Origin of the sequence: Ensifer sp. LBL (assembly GCF_050435225.1) — a bacterium.
GTDB lineage: Bacteria > Pseudomonadota > Alphaproteobacteria > Rhizobiales > Rhizobiaceae > Ensifer.
Window position 1 is genome coordinate 171,258 of sequence record NZ_JBNDJY010000007.1, and the last position, 14,858, is coordinate 186,115.

The following is a 14,858-nucleotide window of genomic DNA, read 5'->3' on the forward strand; positions in this document are numbered from 1 at the left end:
CAGTGGCTCGCCGACAAAACCTTGTCAGCTCGACGGGGTCGGGGTGCGGCCGTTCAGCTTGGCGGCAATGCCGTGGATCTGCTGGGTCACTTCGCTCAGCGCCGAGGCCAGCGCTTCCTCGTTCTTCAGCTGGTCCGAAAGCGCAACATCGCGCCCGTTGGTCAGGTTGCCGACCTCCGCTTCGAGGTTCTTCAGCCGGCGATTGACCTCGCTGAGCTCGTCCATGACCATGATGCCGGCCATGACGGTCAGGCGCAGATCGCCGATCTCGCCAAACTGGGTCTTGAGGTGTCCGACATACTGATCGAAATTGGTGGCAAGCTCGATCAGATGATCTTCCTGCCCTTCCTCGCAGGCCATGCGATAGGCCTTGCCGTCGATCGAAACTGTCACCTGCGCCATGTCGCTTGTTCCTAGCGGTCGAGCACCGCCCGAATGGTTTCCATCGCCGTCACGAGGCGACGGGAAACCTCACGGTTGACCTCCTCGAGCCGGTTTGCCCGGAACTGCGACTGATCGAGTTCCTGCGCCAGTCGCGACCGGTCGGTGTTGACGCGTCGCACCTCGCCCTCGAACTCGCTGAAGTCCCGCTCCCTGTCAAATCGACCGTCGATCGCATTCTCCAGGGATTGCACTGCGTTTCGCAGTTCGTCGATCGCCGCTTTGACAGTCTTTGCCGGCATGTGTTCCGAATACCTCGCCCATGAGGCCGAATCGCCCGAATCCCGTCCGCCGCTTCGGTTCGATCTTTTTTAAACCTATTACGTAAGTCTCAACAATGCCAAGTACAGCAAACAACAGCGGAAGCTGTGGATGGATTGCGTAGCCGGCTTTCTTCAACGGCAGTGCGGTAGGCTTGTTGCATTGCGGAACAAGCACCGCGGCGGGGGCCGGAACAACCTGCCGTCAAATGGCCGCGGAAGGCCCGTATTTGTTGACTCGCACGGCGCACCTGCTATGTGTCAGCCGCTTCTTGCGCGGTCTTTGGAGGATAGAGACCGTTCCCTGACCACCGAACGCAAACGGAACAGTCATGATCTCTCGCGAAAAACACGACCGGATGGCAAATGCGATCCGTTTCCTCTCCATGGATGCCGTCGAGAAGGCAAATTCCGGCCACCCTGGCCTGCCCATGGGTGCAGCCGACATAGCGACAGTCCTCTTCACGCGCTATCTGAGCTTTGACCCCAAGAACCCCTCCTGGCCGAACCGCGACCGCTTCGTGCTGTCGGCCGGCCACGGCTCGATGCTGCTCTATTCGCTGCTCTATTTGACGGGCTACGAAGACATCTCCATCGACGAGATCAAGAACTTCCGCCAGCTCGGCGCCCGCACCGCCGGCCACCCGGAATACGGCCACGCCGCCGGCATCGAGACGACCACCGGTCCGCTCGGCCAGGGCATCGCCAACGCCGTCGGCATGGCGATCGCAGAGCGCAAGCTGCGCGACGAATTCGGCTCCGACCTGATGGAGCACTATACCTACGTGCTCGCCGGTGACGGCTGCCTCATGGAAGGCATCAGCCAGGAAGCGATTTCGCTCGCCGGCCACCTGAAGCTCAACAAGCTGATCGTCTTCTGGGACGACAACAACATCTCGATCGACGGCCCGATCTCGATCGCCGACTCGACCGACCAGCACGCCCGCTTCCGCGCCAGCAACTGGAACACGATCGCCGTCGACGGTCACGATCCGGACGCGATCGCCGCTGCGATCGACCAGGCGCAGAAGTCCGACAAGCCGACCATGATCGCGGCCAAGACGACGATCGGCTTTGGCGCACCGAACAAGGCCGGCACCCACAAGGTTCACGGCTCGCCGCTCGGCGCCGAGGAAATCGCCGCCACCCGCAAGGCGCTCGGCTGGGAAGCCGAAGCCTTCGTCGTTCCCTCCGACGTGCTCGACGCCTGGCGTCTGGCCGGCCTGCGCTCCACCAAGGCGCGCAAGGAGTGGGAAGACCGTCTTGAAAAGAGCGAGGCCGAGAAGAAGGCCCAGTTCGTTCGCCGCTTCTCGGGCGAACTCGAAGGTCGCCTGTCCTCGGCCATCGACGACTACAAGAAGAAGCTCGCCGAAACCAAGCCGTCGCCGGCAACCCGCAAGGCTTCCGAGGACGCGCTCGAAGTCATCAACGGCGTTCTGGCCGAAACCATCGGCGGCTCGGCTGACCTGACCGGCTCGAACAACACCAAGACGAGCCAAACCAAGTCGATCACCCCTGACGACTTCTCCGGGCGCTACATCCATTGGGGCGTTCGCGAGCACGGCATGGCCGCTGCCATGAACGGCATGGCGCTGCATGGCGGCGTCATCCCCTATTCCGGCGGCTTCCTGATCTTCTCGGACTATTGCCGTCCGTCGATCCGCCTGGCCGCCCTGATGGGCATCCGCGTCATCCACGTGCTGACGCACGATTCCATCGGCCTTGGCGAAGACGGCCCGACGCACCAGCCGGTCGAGCACATGGCAGCGCTGCGCGCCATCCCGAACCTGTTGATGTTCCGCCCGGCCGACGCCACGGAAACGGCCGAGTGCTGGCAGCTGGCGCTCGAAAGCCACAACCGTCCGTCCGGCATCGCGCTGACGCGCCAGAACCTTATGGCCGTTCGCACCGAGTACGAAGAAGAAAACCTGTGCGCCCGCGGCGCCTACGACCTGATCTCGGCCGCCGACGCCAAGGTCACGATCTTCGCCACCGGCTCGGAAGTCGAAATCGCCGTCAAGGCCTGCCAGACGCTGACCGCCAAGGGCATCTCGACCCGCGTCGTCTCCGTTCCCTGCTTCGAGCTTTTCGCCGAGCAGAGCGAAGACTACCAGCAGGCGATCATCGGCAACTCGCCGGTCAAGATCGCCGTCGAAGCCGGCATCCGTCAGGGCTGGGATCACTTCATCGGCAGCGATGGCACCTTCATCGGCATGTCGAGCTTCGGCGCTTCCGGCCCCTACAAGGAGCTTTACAAGCACTTCGGCATCACGCCTGAGGCGGTGGTTGCCGCCGCGGAAACGAAGCTCGCCTGATCAATCTGCGGGGCGCGCCGAAAGGTGCGCCCCGCTTTTTTCGTACCACGTCAGTCAGACAGGGAGAGACCCATGACAGTGAAAGTCGCCATCAACGGTTTTGGCCGCATCGGCCGCAACGTGCTCCGCGCCATCGTCGAATCCGGCCGCACCGACATCGAAGTCGTTGCGATCAACGACCTCGGCCCCGTTGAGACCAACGCTCACCTGCTGCGCTATGACTCGATCCACGGTCGCTTCCCGGCCGAGGTCAAGGTCGAAGGCGACACGATCACCATCAACGGCGGCAAGCCGATCAAGGTGACGGCGATCAAGGATCCGGCGACGCTGCCGCACAAGGAACTCGGCATCGACATCGCGATGGAGTGCACCGGCATCTTCACCGCGCGCGACAAGGCTGCAGCCCACCTGACGGCCGGCGCCAAGCGCGTCATCGTTTCGGCCCCGGCCGACGGCGCTGACCTGACGGTCGTCTACGGCGTCAACCACGACCAGCTGACCAAGGACCACCTGGTCATCTCCAACGCTTCGTGCACGACGAACTGCCTGGTTCCGGTCGTCAAGGTCCTGAACGATACCATCGGCATCAGCCATGGCTTCATGACCACGATCCACTCCTACACCAACGACCAGCCGTCGCTCGACCAGATGCACAAGGATCTGTACCGCGCCCGCGCTGCCGCACTGTCGATGATCCCGACTTCGACCGGCGCTGCCAAGGCCGTTGGCCTGGTTCTGCCGGAACTGAAGGGCAAGCTCGACGGCACGTCGATCCGCGTCCCGACCCCGAACGTCTCGGTCGTCGACTTCAAGTTCGTCGCCAAGCGCAACACCTCGGTCGAGGAAATCACCAACGCCATCAAGGCCGCCTCCAACGGCGCGCTCAAGGGCGTTCTCGGCTACACGGAAGAGCCGCTCGTTTCGCGCGACTTCAACCATGACAGCCACTCCTCGATCTTCGCGATCGACCAGACCAAGGTCGTCGAAGGCAACTTCGTGCGCATCCTCACCTGGTACGACAACGAGTGGGGCTTCTCGAACCGCATGGCCGACACGGCGGTCGCGTTCGCCAAGCTCATCTAAGACAGATGTTTCGCGCCCTCTCCTCAACGACGGTCCGCTGGCGTCCGCTGGAAGGGGAAGGGCTCGAACACCTGACGCTGACGAAAATCGACACCACCGACGGCGCGGTCATCCGCGCCGTCGGCGTTCTGATCGGCAGCCGCGGCGGCGCGCCCTATGGCGTGCGCTACCGGATCGACTGCGACGACAGCTGGCACGTGCGCAAGCTGATGGTCGACACGACAGACGGCCGCAGCCTGCACCTGCGCTCGGACATTCCGGGCGAATGGGCAACGGCACGCGGCACGCCCCTCCCCGAGTTCGACGGCTGCATCGACATCGATCTCGCCGGCACGCCCTTCACGAACACCCTGCCGATCCGTCGCCTCGGCCTTGTGAGCCAATCCGGCGCCGCCAGGCTGAAGATGCTCTACGTGCCGTTCGACACGTTTCAGCCCGTTGTCGACGGTCAGTACTACACCTGCCTCGATGATTTCAGGCTCTATCGCTACGAGGCCGAGGACCGCAGCTTTGAAGCGGACCTGCCCGTGGACGAGGACGGCCTCGTCATCGACTATCCAACCCTTTTCCAAAGACTATCACCGGAGACCATCTGATGACTTTCAAGACCCTCGACGATCTGACCGACATCGCCGGCAAGCGCGTTCTGGTGCGCGTCGATCTCAACGTGCCGGTCAAGGACGGCGTGGTCACCGACGCGACCCGTATCGAGCGCGTCGCGCCGACCATCCGCGAGCTGTCCGAGAAGGGCGCCAAGGTCATCCTGCTCGCCCATTTCGGTCGCCCGAAGGGTGAACCGGTCGCCGACATGTCGCTGAAGACGATCGCAACGGCCGTCGAGGACGTGCTCGACCAGCGCGTTCACTTCGGCGCCGACTGCATCGGCGACAAGGCAGCGAACGCGATTGCCGACATGAGCAACGGCGATGTGCTGCTGCTCGAAAACACCCGCTTCCACAAGGGTGAGGAAAAGAACGAGGCCGAGTTCGTCAAGGCGCTCGCGGCCAATGGCGACATCTACGTCAACGACGCGTTTTCGGCAGCGCACCGCGCCCATGCCTCGACCGAAGGCCTTGCCCATCACCTGCCGGCCTATGCCGGCCGCACCATGCAGGCCGAACTGGAAGCGCTGGAAAAAGGCCTCGGCCAGCCGAAGCGCCCGGTCGTCGCCATCGTCGGCGGCGCCAAGGTCTCGACCAAGATCGACCTGTTGCAGAACCTCGTGACCAAGGTCGATGCGCTCGTCATCGGCGGCGGCATGGCCAACACCTTCATCGCCGCCAAGGGCATCAATGTCGGCAAGTCGCTGTGCGAGCATGACCTCGCCGACACCGCCCGGGCGATCATCGCCGCTGCCGACAAGGCCGGCTGCGCCATCGTGCTGCCGGAAGACGGCGTGATTGCCCGCGAGTTCAAGGCCGGCGCCGACAACGAAGTGGTCGACATCAACGCCATTCCGGCCGATGCCATGGTTCTCGACGTCGGCCCGAAGTCGATCGCCGCCGTCAACGCGTGGATCTCCAAGGCCGAAACACTGGTCTGGAACGGCCCGCTCGGCGCCTTCGAAATCGCGCCTTTCGACAAGGCGACCGTTGCCGTTGCCAAGCATGCGGCTGCCCGCACCCGTCAGGGCTCGCTGGTCTCGGTTGCCGGCGGTGGCGATACCGTCGCGGCGCTGAACCACGCCGAAGTCGCCGACGATTTCAGCTATGTTTCGACCGCCGGCGGCGCGTTCCTGGAGTGGATGGAAGGCAAGCCGCTCCCAGGCGTCGACATCCTGAAGCAGAAGTAAGACATACAACCGGCGCGTGGGAAGCACTCTCACGCGCCGTGAAATCAAGAAAAAACCTTATTTATTCAAACGATTAAAAAATTTTAAATCGTTTCAGTCGATTTTCCCGCCATTTTCCTGGACAATTTCACCTGTTACTCGCGCTCCTGTTGGGAGCGTGGCGGTTGCCCCGTGCGCCGTCGGCCCTGCAACTGTTTCAGTGTTCGCCTGATCCTCACGATCGGCGCTGTCTAGGGAGAGAAAAAGCATGACGGAAAAACTGGAAGACATCGCCGTCGCCATGGTCGCCAATGGCCGCGGACTGCTTGCCGCCGACGAGTCCACGGCAACGATCAAGAAGCGCTTCGATACGATCGGCCTCGAATCCACCGAGACCTCCAGGCGCGATTACCGCGAGATGCTGCTACGCGCCGAAAAGGCGATGCGCAAATACATCTCCGGCGTCATCCTCTACGAGGAAACCCTGTTCCAGCATGCGGTCGACGGCACGCCGCTCGTCGACATCATCCGGGCCGCCGGCGCGATCCCCGGCATCAAGGTCGATGCGGGCGCCAAGCCGATGACCAACTTCCCGGCCGAAACGATCACCGAAGGGCTCGACGGCCTTGCCCAGCGGCTGGCGAGATATCACGAGGCCGGCGCACGCTTTGCCAAGTGGCGCGGCGTCGTCTCCATCTCCGATACGCTGCCCACCGCCGGTGCGGTGCGCGCCAATGCCCACGCGCTCGCCCGCTATGCCGCCCTCTGCCAGGACGCCGGCATCGTGCCTATCGTCGAGCCGGAAGTGCTGATGGACGGCGCGCCCGGCGACCACTCGATCGATCGCTCCGAACATGTGACCGAGTGGACGCTGCGGACCACCTTCGAGGAACTGGCGGCCATGCGCGTCAAGCTCGAAGGCATGATCCTGAAGCCAAGCATGGTGATCGACGGCAAGAAGGCCCGCAATGCCTCCGTCGCCGAAGTGGCCGAGCGCACCATCCGGGTACTGAAGCGCACGGTGCCTTCGGCTGTACCGGGCATCGCCTTCCTCTCCGGAGGTCAATCGACCGAGGAGGCGACCGCCCACCTCTCGGCAATGAACGCCAGCCACGACCTGCCCTGGAAGCTCACCTTCTCCTATGGCCGCGCGCTGCAACAGGAAGCGCTGAATGCCTGGCACGGCAAGGCCGACAACATCGGCGCCGGCCAGCGCGCCTTTGCCCATCGCGCCGAGATGTGCAGCCTGGCCGCCAAGGGAACGTGGAAGAAGGAACTCGAGAAGGCCGCCTGAGCCAGGTTGACCGCATAGGAGGGGCCGCTGTCGGCCCCTTTTCATTGCAAAGGCTTGACGCCTGCAACGCGACGGCTTCGTCGGCGCCGTGGAACTTGTCACCCGGACAAGTTCGGGCCTTTGTGCGGTGTGTCGGGTATCTTAAGCCTTGGCTTCAGAGCCGACACGATGAGCGCCAGCGGCGCTCCACCAGCGAAAGCCACGACCATGACCTCTGACTCCGCGCCGAAATCCGTTGCCTATGTCACCGTCGACGTCTTCACCGACGAGCGCTTTGCCGGCAACCAGTTGGCGGTCATGTCCGACGCCCGCGGCTTGAGCGATCATCAGATGCAGGCGATCGCGACCGAATTCGGCTATTCCGAAGTCACCTTCGTGCTGCCGCCGCACGACCCTGCGAACACCGCAGAAGTCCGGATCTTCACGCCGACGACGGAGATCCCCTTTGCCGGTCATCCCAATGTCGGCACGGCCTTCGTGCTCGGCGGGCAAAAGGAAATCTTCGGCCGCGCGCCCGGTGAAATGCTGCGGTTCGAGGAAAAGGCCGGCCTTGTCGAGGCCACATTGCTGCGGGAAGCCGGTGTAGTGGTGGGCGCCACCATCGTCGTACCGCGCAGCCTGACCGTCGGCCCCGAAATCGACGCCGACACCATCGCCGCCTGCGCGTCGCTCGCGCCTGAAGCCGTCAGCAGACGCGTGCATGCGCCGACCCGGCTTTCCGTCGGGCTGCCCTTCGCCGTCGCCGAAATCATGGATGTCGCGACGCTGTCGTCCGCCCAACCCAATGTCACCGCCTTCCAGGCGGCCAATGCGCGCTACAAACCCGAGGAAGACAGTTTCAGCCTGTTCCTCTACGCTCGCTCGGTGGAAGCGCCCTGGCAGATCCGGGCGCGTATGTTCGCACCGCTCGACAATGTCAACGAGGACCCGGCAACCGGTAGCGCCTCGGCAGCGCTTTCCGCCTATCTCGTCTCGCTCGTCCCGGAGCAGGATATCGATGTCGAGATCACCATCGAGCAGGGTGTGGAGATGGGGCGTCGCAGCCTCATCGGTGCGCATGTCCGAAAGCAGGGTGGCGTCGTTCGCAAGGTCAGCCTTTCCGGCCATTGCGTCAGCGCCATGCGCGGTCTGATCGAGCTCTAGCGCTTTTTTAACGCCTCAGGCGCGGTCGCGCTCCGGCAGAAGCTTCAAGATATCGGCAAACATATCCTGCCATTCGGCGTCTTCCATCTCGAGGAAACCGAAGCCGCGCAGCAGGAAGACACCTTCCGTTGCGAGAAACACCATCCGCGCCCTTCGGCCCTCCTCCGTCGACAGGTCGAGACCGTCGAGGCGGACGCGATACCAGGCGCGGTTCTTCGCCATGTGCTCTTCCCGCTGCAGCAGTGCGGCCATCATGCCGGAAGTGCGGGCATTGTCGGCCGTGTTCATCCGGGCGGTCACCGCCGCATGGGCGCGCATCGCCTTGATCGGATCAGGATCGTCGCCACCTTCCGCCGTTACCGCGGCATCGAACTCGTCGAACCAGCGCTGCATCATCGCGTCGATCAGGCCGTCCTTGTTGCCGAAGCAATATTGCACGCCGCCCTTGGTGATGCCGGAGGCCTTGGCGACGGCATCGATCGTCAGCCCGGCCGCGCCGACGGAATTCACCACCGCCTCCGCCGCATCCAGCACCTTGTCACGATCGATTGTTCGTCGTCGTCCCATCTTGACTTCCTATTTCAAATCCATACGTACGTATTCAAATAAACAACGACCCTGATTTAAACAAGGCCCAGCCCCCATTTCCCACTGGCGGCCACCGAGGTGTACCATGCTTCCGCAAAATCGCTGGCTCATTCTAGCCATAGTATCGAGCGCGCTTTTTCTGATCGTCGTCGACATGACGGTGCTCTATACCGCCCTGCCCCGTCTGACCCATGACCTCGGCGCCACCGCGTCGGAGAAGCTCTGGATCGTCAACGCCTATGCCCTGGTCGTCGCCGGCCTTCTGCCCGGCCTCGGCACGCTTGGCGACCGCCTCGGCCACAAGAAGCCCTTCATCGTCGGTCTTGCCGTCTTCGGCATCGCTTCGCTGATCGCCGCCTATGCGCCGACACCGGCGATCCTGATCGGCGGCCGCGTCCTGCTGGCCGTCGGCGCCGCCCTTATGATGCCGGCGACGCTGTCGATCATCCGGCTCACCTTCACCGACGAACGCGAGCGCGCGCTGGCGATCGGCGTCTGGGCGGCGATTGCGTCCGGCGGCGCCGCGATCGGCCCGGTGCTTGGCGGTTTCCTGCTCGAATACTTCTGGTGGGGCTCGGTCTTCCTCATCAACGTGCCGGTCGTCGCGGTAGCGCTGCTGCTCGGCCTCGTCGTGCTGCCGAACGGCGCCGGCAATCCGAAACACCCCTGGGACGCGATCGGTTCGCTGCAGATCATGGTCGGCCTCATCGGTCTTGCCTATGCCGTCAAGGAAACGAGCAAGCGCGAGCCGTCGCTGGAAGCGGGTCTTGCTGCCGCCGTGATCGGCGCGATCGCGCTCTTTCTTTTCGTGCGTCGCCAGCGCCGCAGTCCGCATCCGCTGATCGATTTCAGCCTCTTCCGCAATGCGGTGTTTTCCTCCGGCGTCGCCGCAGCACTGGTGGCATCCGCCTCCATCGTCGGCATCGAACTGGTGCTGAGCCAGCAGCTGCAGCTGGTCGAGGGCTTTTCGCCGCTCGAGGCCGGCTTCTTCATTCTGCCGATCCCGCTTGCCGCCTTCGTCGCCGGGCCGCTGACCGGTACGCTTCTGCCGCGCCTCGGCGCCGAAGTGGTGCTGCGCTCCGGTCTCATCCTGGCGGCGCTCGGCCTCGGCGGCTACCTGCTCGTCCATGAAACCGGCGCGCTCGCCCAGGTCGCCACCCTCGTGGTTCTCGGCCTCGGCATCGGTGCGTCCATGACCGCCGCCTCCAGCGCCATCATGTTCAACGCCCCACCGGAACGGGCCGGCATGGCAGCATCGATCGAGGAGGTCTCGTTCGAGCTTGGCGGAGCGATCGGCATTGCCGTGCTCGGCACCGTCATGTCGGTCGTCTACACCGCCTTCCTCGTCCTGCCGGAGGGGGCTGCGATCCCGGCGATGGCACGCGACAGTCTCGACGAAGCCCTGCTTCTCGCCGAGAAGCTGCCCGCGGATGTGGCGAGCGAACTGGTGACCCGTGCCCGCCTCTCCTTCGAAGGAGCGTTTACCGCGGTCGTGATGGTGGCGACAGCCATGCTGTTCGTGACCGGAGCGGCCATCTGGTGGCTGACCGCCGGGCGGGTCAGCGCCCCTCAGGGATCCCGCCAGGGTCATCACTAAGCAACTGCGAGCCGCCGGATGGAAAACGATTGTCCGGCGGTTCAGCGCAATCCGGCCTCGCATTTTGCGATCGCCTCGACCATCGCCTGGAAACGAACATGGTGGCGAACGGCGTCGAGGTCTGAATCCTGCTTGAACCAGAGCAGCTGGTAGCAGGAGCTCTGCGGCAGCAAGGTCTCGAGAAGATCGAGCGCCGCGTCGATATCGCCGAGGATGCAATAGACACAGGCCGTGTTGTAACGGGCGACCACGTCATCGGGATCGATCGCCAGCGCCCGCGCTGCCCATTCGCGCGCACGGTCGGCCTCGCCCATATGGGCAAGCGCCAGCGCGCCGCGATGGGCCGGGCCCGAGTTCTCCGGATTGAGCTCCAGCGCCCGCTCCGCCCGGGCAATGCCGATGCGCGCCCACTGCTTGCGTTCGCTGTCGCGGCCGAGCGTGCGATAGGCGCTCATCAGGTGGATCGGTGACAGATAATCGTCCGGCCGGATGTCGGCGGCACGCTTGAAGAACTGGATCGCCATTTCGAACGCGCCCTGCATGAACAGGAAGCGGCCATAATGGAAGTTCGCCTCGTAGAGCCCGGCATCGAGCGTCAGCGCCTGCTCGAAGGCGGCAACCGCCTCCTCGCATTGGCCGTCCTGGTGAAGCACCAGACCACGGGATGCGTGTGCCTCCGCGAGGTCTGGATCGAGCGCCAGCGCCCTGTCGGTGATCGACAGGATGCCTTGCAGCGGAAACTCGTCCTCGTGCCAGTCACGCAGCGCCGACTCGCAATCGGCGATGCCGGCATAGGCGCGGGCAAAATCCGGATCGAGTTCCACCGCCTTCATGAACATGCGCCGCGCGAGCAGGAGATAAGAGCGCGTCCAGGCATGCGAAAACTGCCGGCCGCGCAGATAGTAGGTATAGGCCTCGACGCTTGTCGTCGGGTCGCTCTCGATCGCCCGCCTTTCTGCCGGCAACAGCTTGATCTTCAGCTGGTCGACGATCGCATGGGTGATTTCGTCCTGGATGGCGAAGATGTCGGTCAGGTCCCGGTCGTAGCGATCGGCCCAGAGATGCGTGCCGGTCAGCGCATCGATCAACTGGCCGGTGATACGCACCCGCGCGCCCGCCTTGCGTACGCTGCCTTCGAGGATGTAGCGAACGCCGAGTTCCTGGGCCACCTGCTTCACCTTCACCGATCGCCCCTTGTAGGTGAACACCGTGTTGCGGGCGACGACATGCAGCTTCGATATCTTCGAAAGATCGGTGATGATGTCTTCGGTGATGCCGTCGGAGAAGTATTCCTGCTCGGGATCATGGCTCATATTGGTGAAGGGCAGTACGCCGACCGAGAGCCCGTAGCCATCGTCGAGCACCACCGGACACGATCCGTTCGGCGCCGACGCGACCTTGGTCGGTGCACCGAGCGCCACCGAATAGACATGTACGCCGGCGGCGATGTTCTTCAGCGTGTGTTCGCCCTTGTCGATGAAGCCGACATCCAGGCGCGCGCCGACATGGTCGCGCACGGAAGCCGAGACGGCGATGCCGGAAGGTTCAGCGAGGCCTTCGAGGCGCGCCGCGACATTGACGCCATCCCCGAAGATGTCGCCATCTTCGACGATGATGTCGCCAAGATGCACGCCGATCCTGAGTTCGATGCGTTTGAGCGGCGAAACGCTTTCATTGCGCAGCAGCATGCCACGCTGGATATCGACGGCGCAGGCGACCGCGTGCACGACGCTTGCGAACTCGACCAGGATGCCGTCGCCGGTGAGCTTGACGATGCGTCCCTTGTGACGGGTGATCTTCGGATCGACGAGTTCGCTCTTGTGCCGTTTCATCGCGGCCAACGTACCGGTCTCGTCAGCGCCGATCAGGCGACTGTACCCCACGACATCGGCAGCGAGAATGGCAGCAAGCCGGCGTTCCAAGAAACCCTCGAAGTCATCTCCCGAATGAGGCTCGCACTTTAGCGCTTTCTTTCCCATCTGTCCTGCGCCCTTTTCTGGTTGAAACGACAGGTTTCGCAACCAAGGTAGCGGTGAGCCGCAGGCGATGGAGTTCCAAAGGTAACGGGGAGTTGCGGCGCGACCGCCGCGTCAGGGACGGATCAACACTGTCACCATCATCATCACGATGGCGAAGACCGCGATCTTCCAGAAATCGCGACGGCGGCGCAGCCCCGGAATGCCTATCGGCCAGAGGAGCTGAATGGCCATGATCAGAAGCAGAAAAAGGGCGATCGCCTTCTGCATGTTGCCCTCGTCTACCGGGAGGCTGCCTCGACCGGTGAAGCGTTCGCAACACCGGCACTCTTCGTCGCACGCAGCACCGCCTCCCCCGAGGACTAGCGATACGTTGCGCCTAGCAAAAAGGGCTAGTGTTTCCGCGGGCGATTTGCAATGACCGGCCGCCGCATGTTGCGTCATTCGTCTCCGATCGAAGGACAAAACCTGCGGCAACGCCAGGCGCTGCAATCACAAACCGGCTGGCAATTCACCAGGCACCGCCCTAACTTGCTGACGGCAGAACGAATTTCGGATGAATGATGAGAAAGAACCTGCTCCCTGTCGCCGCCCTCCTGCTCGGCACGCTGTTTCTCTTTCTGGGCAATGGTCTGCAGGGGCTGCTTCTTCCGGTGCGCGGCACCGCTGAAGGTTATCCCACCACCATCCTCGGCCTGATCGGCACATCCTGGGCTGCCGGCTTCGTGCTCGGCTGCTTCTTTGCGCCCACCGTCGTCAAGCGCATCGGCCACGTGCGCGCCTTCAGCGTCTTTGCATCGCTGATCGCGATCGTCGCGCTGCTCACCGGCATCCTGATCGACCCGACCTGGTGGCTGATCCTCAGGGCCTTGACCGGCTTTTCCACGGCCGGCACCTCGATGATCATCGAAAGCTGGCTGAACGAGCGCGCCACCAACGAGAGCCGCGGCGTCATCTTCTCGCTCTATATCGCCATCACGCTCTTCGGCGTCGTCGGCGGCCAGATGATGATCCCCTTCGGCGATACGTCGACCAGCATCTTCTTCATGATCTGCGGCATTCTCTACTGCGTCGCCATGCTGCCGACGCTTATGTCCAAGGCCGCCTCGCCGCAACCGTTGAAGAAGGTGAGCCTCGACCTGCGTGGCCTCTACAAAAACTCGCCGGTTTCCTTCCTCGGCATTCTGCTCGTCGGCATCGCCAACGGCGCCTTCGGCACGCTCGGCGCCGTCTTCGGTCGCCAGGCCGGCCTTTCCGACAGCACCGTCGCAGCTATGATGAGCGTGGCGATCTTTGCCGGCGCCGTCATGCAGTTGCCGGCCGGTCGCCTCTCCGACCGCATTGACCGGCGCTACGTTCTCGCCGCGCTTGCCGGCATCGGCGCCCTTGCCGGGCTCCTCATCTTCCTGATCGAGCCGAGCCAGGTCTGGATCGTGCTGACGCTGATCGCGATCTACGGCGCTGCGGCCAACGCGCTCTACCCGATCGCCGTGTCGCACGCCAACGACTTCGCCACAGCCGAAGACTTCGTCAAGGTGTCCGGCGGCCTGCTGCTGCTCTACGGCATCGGCACCATCATCGGCCCGACGATCGGCGGCCCGGTCATGACCGCGGCAGGCCCCTACGGCCTGTTCATGATCACCGCCTGCGCCCATATCCTGATCACGGCCTATGCCATCATCCGCAGCCGGATGCGCGCACCGGTTCCGGTCTCCGACCGCGACGCCTTCTCGCCGGTCAATGCCGGTGCGCCGACGACCCCGGAAAGCCTGCAGCTTTCGCCGCGCGCAGCCCCGTTCGAAGAAGCACACAACGAACCGGACAGGCGTCCGGAATGGGAGGATCAGTCGGATGAGCCTGTTTGACGACGACCGGCCGCAGAAGAAGGTGGCCCATGAAGTCGGCAGCGATCTCGCGCTGCTGTCCGTCGATGAGCTGACGCAGCGCATCGCGCTTCTAACCGAAGAGATTACCCGGCTGGAGGCGGAACGGACACGCAAATCCGCCAGCCGCTCGGCCGCCGAGAACCTGTTTCGCTGATCCGGCGGCGTAAGGTCGCACCGCAGCAAAACGGAGCGCGTTTAACGCGGCATTAAGCATTATCTGCGATTGTCAGGGCATCCGGAGCTTTCCGGTTTCAGACAATTTCTCCGACTGGCGAATGGGTCTGATTTTTCTCCCTGTTTTACCTTGAGAGCCGCTTTCCGCGGCTCTTTTTTTGTTTTGGCATAGGTTTATCTAAAGAACTGTGGAGATTAACCCTTTCTTAAGAATGCCCTTGCGCGAAATGCGCTATCGGATCATTCTTCAAGCATAGAGACGGGCAAGGATTTATTTCCCATAACCGTCCCCTACCTGACTGTCGTGATGCGTTTGAACCAGGGAAAACA

The 14,858-nt window shown here is 63.3% G+C and carries 14 protein-coding genes; 9 read left to right on the top strand and 5 right to left on the bottom strand.

Going from position 1 to position 14,858, the window contains the following annotated elements; genetic code table 11:
- Positions 1 to 24: 24 nt before the first annotated feature.
- Positions 25 to 402, bottom strand: a complete 378-nt coding sequence (locus OKW20_RS26010) for a cell division protein ZapA (RefSeq protein ID WP_402325439.1) — start codon at positions 400 to 402, stop codon at positions 25 to 27.
- Between the two features lie 11 nt (positions 403 to 413).
- A complete protein-coding gene (locus OKW20_RS26015) occupies positions 414 to 683 on the bottom strand; it encodes a DUF4164 domain-containing protein (protein WP_034806184.1) in 270 nt (89 codons plus the stop codon).
- A 350-nt stretch (positions 684 to 1,033) separates the two neighbouring features.
- Between OKW20_RS26015 and tkt the strand changes: the two genes are divergently transcribed.
- The 6 genes from tkt (at position 1,034) to OKW20_RS26045 (ending at position 8,307) form a co-directional block, all read left to right on the top strand.
- A complete protein-coding gene (gene tkt / locus OKW20_RS26020; protein ID WP_043625569.1) occupies positions 1,034 to 3,016 on the top strand; it encodes a transketolase in 1,983 nt (660 codons plus the stop codon).
- 72 nt (positions 3,017 to 3,088) lie between these two features.
- Positions 3,089 to 4,099 (top strand): type I glyceraldehyde-3-phosphate dehydrogenase, encoded by a 1,011-nt coding sequence (gap, locus tag OKW20_RS26025; protein WP_034806178.1) that lies wholly within the window; start codon positions 3,089 to 3,091, stop codon positions 4,097 to 4,099.
- Positions 4,100 to 4,104: 5 nt separating this feature from the next.
- Complete coding sequence (locus tag OKW20_RS26030; protein WP_429176798.1) at positions 4,105 to 4,695, top strand: putative glycolipid-binding domain-containing protein; 591 nt, start codon at positions 4,105 to 4,107, stop codon at positions 4,693 to 4,695.
- Positions 4,695 to 5,891, top strand: a complete 1,197-nt coding sequence (locus OKW20_RS26035; protein WP_291163933.1) for a phosphoglycerate kinase — start codon at positions 4,695 to 4,697, stop codon at positions 5,889 to 5,891. The genes OKW20_RS26030 and OKW20_RS26035 overlap by 1 nt, the downstream gene beginning before the upstream one ends.
- A gap of 247 nt (positions 5,892 to 6,138) precedes the next feature.
- Positions 6,139 to 7,164: a class I fructose-bisphosphate aldolase gene (locus OKW20_RS26040; protein WP_402325445.1), complete on the top strand. Its 1,026-nt coding sequence runs from the start codon at positions 6,139 to 6,141 to the stop codon at positions 7,162 to 7,164.
- Between the two features lie 207 nt (positions 7,165 to 7,371).
- The gene (locus OKW20_RS26045) at positions 7,372 to 8,307 is read left to right on the top strand and encodes a PhzF family phenazine biosynthesis protein (RefSeq protein ID WP_429176801.1); all 936 of its coding nucleotides are present in this window, start codon (positions 7,372 to 7,374) and stop codon (positions 8,305 to 8,307) included.
- A 15-nt stretch (positions 8,308 to 8,322) separates the two neighbouring features.
- Here the strand turns inward: OKW20_RS26045 and OKW20_RS26050 are convergent, their stop codons facing one another.
- Positions 8,323 to 8,874 (bottom strand): TetR/AcrR family transcriptional regulator, encoded by a 552-nt coding sequence (locus OKW20_RS26050; RefSeq protein WP_429176804.1) that lies wholly within the window; start codon positions 8,872 to 8,874, stop codon positions 8,323 to 8,325.
- Positions 8,875 to 8,980: 106 nt separating this feature from the next.
- Here OKW20_RS26050 and OKW20_RS26055 point away from each other — a divergent pair, with 106 nt between their 5' ends.
- Positions 8,981 to 10,492: an MFS transporter gene (locus OKW20_RS26055; RefSeq protein ID WP_429176807.1), complete on the top strand. Its 1,512-nt coding sequence runs from the start codon at positions 8,981 to 8,983 to the stop codon at positions 10,490 to 10,492.
- Positions 10,493 to 10,533: 41 nt separating this feature from the next.
- Here the strand turns inward: OKW20_RS26055 and OKW20_RS26060 are convergent, their stop codons facing one another.
- Together OKW20_RS26060 and OKW20_RS26065 are read right to left on the bottom strand one after the other, a co-directional pair.
- Entirely contained in the window at positions 10,534 to 12,471 is a 1,938-nt protein-coding gene (locus OKW20_RS26060) for a TPR end-of-group domain-containing protein (protein ID WP_429176809.1), read from the bottom strand.
- 111 nt (positions 12,472 to 12,582) lie between these two features.
- Positions 12,583 to 12,738, bottom strand: coding sequence for a hypothetical protein (locus tag OKW20_RS26065; protein WP_090299729.1), 156 nt, complete (start codon positions 12,736 to 12,738; stop codon positions 12,583 to 12,585).
- Between the two features lie 293 nt (positions 12,739 to 13,031).
- Here OKW20_RS26065 and OKW20_RS26070 point away from each other — a divergent pair, with 293 nt between their 5' ends.
- Positions 13,032 to 14,333, top strand: coding sequence for an MFS transporter (locus OKW20_RS26070; RefSeq protein ID WP_429177124.1), 1,302 nt, complete (start codon positions 13,032 to 13,034; stop codon positions 14,331 to 14,333).
- Entirely contained in the window at positions 14,320 to 14,508 is a 189-nt protein-coding gene (locus OKW20_RS26075; protein ID WP_429176812.1) for a DUF1192 domain-containing protein, read from the top strand. The genes OKW20_RS26070 and OKW20_RS26075 overlap by 14 nt, the downstream gene beginning before the upstream one ends.
- Positions 14,509 to 14,858 lie beyond the last annotated feature (350 nt).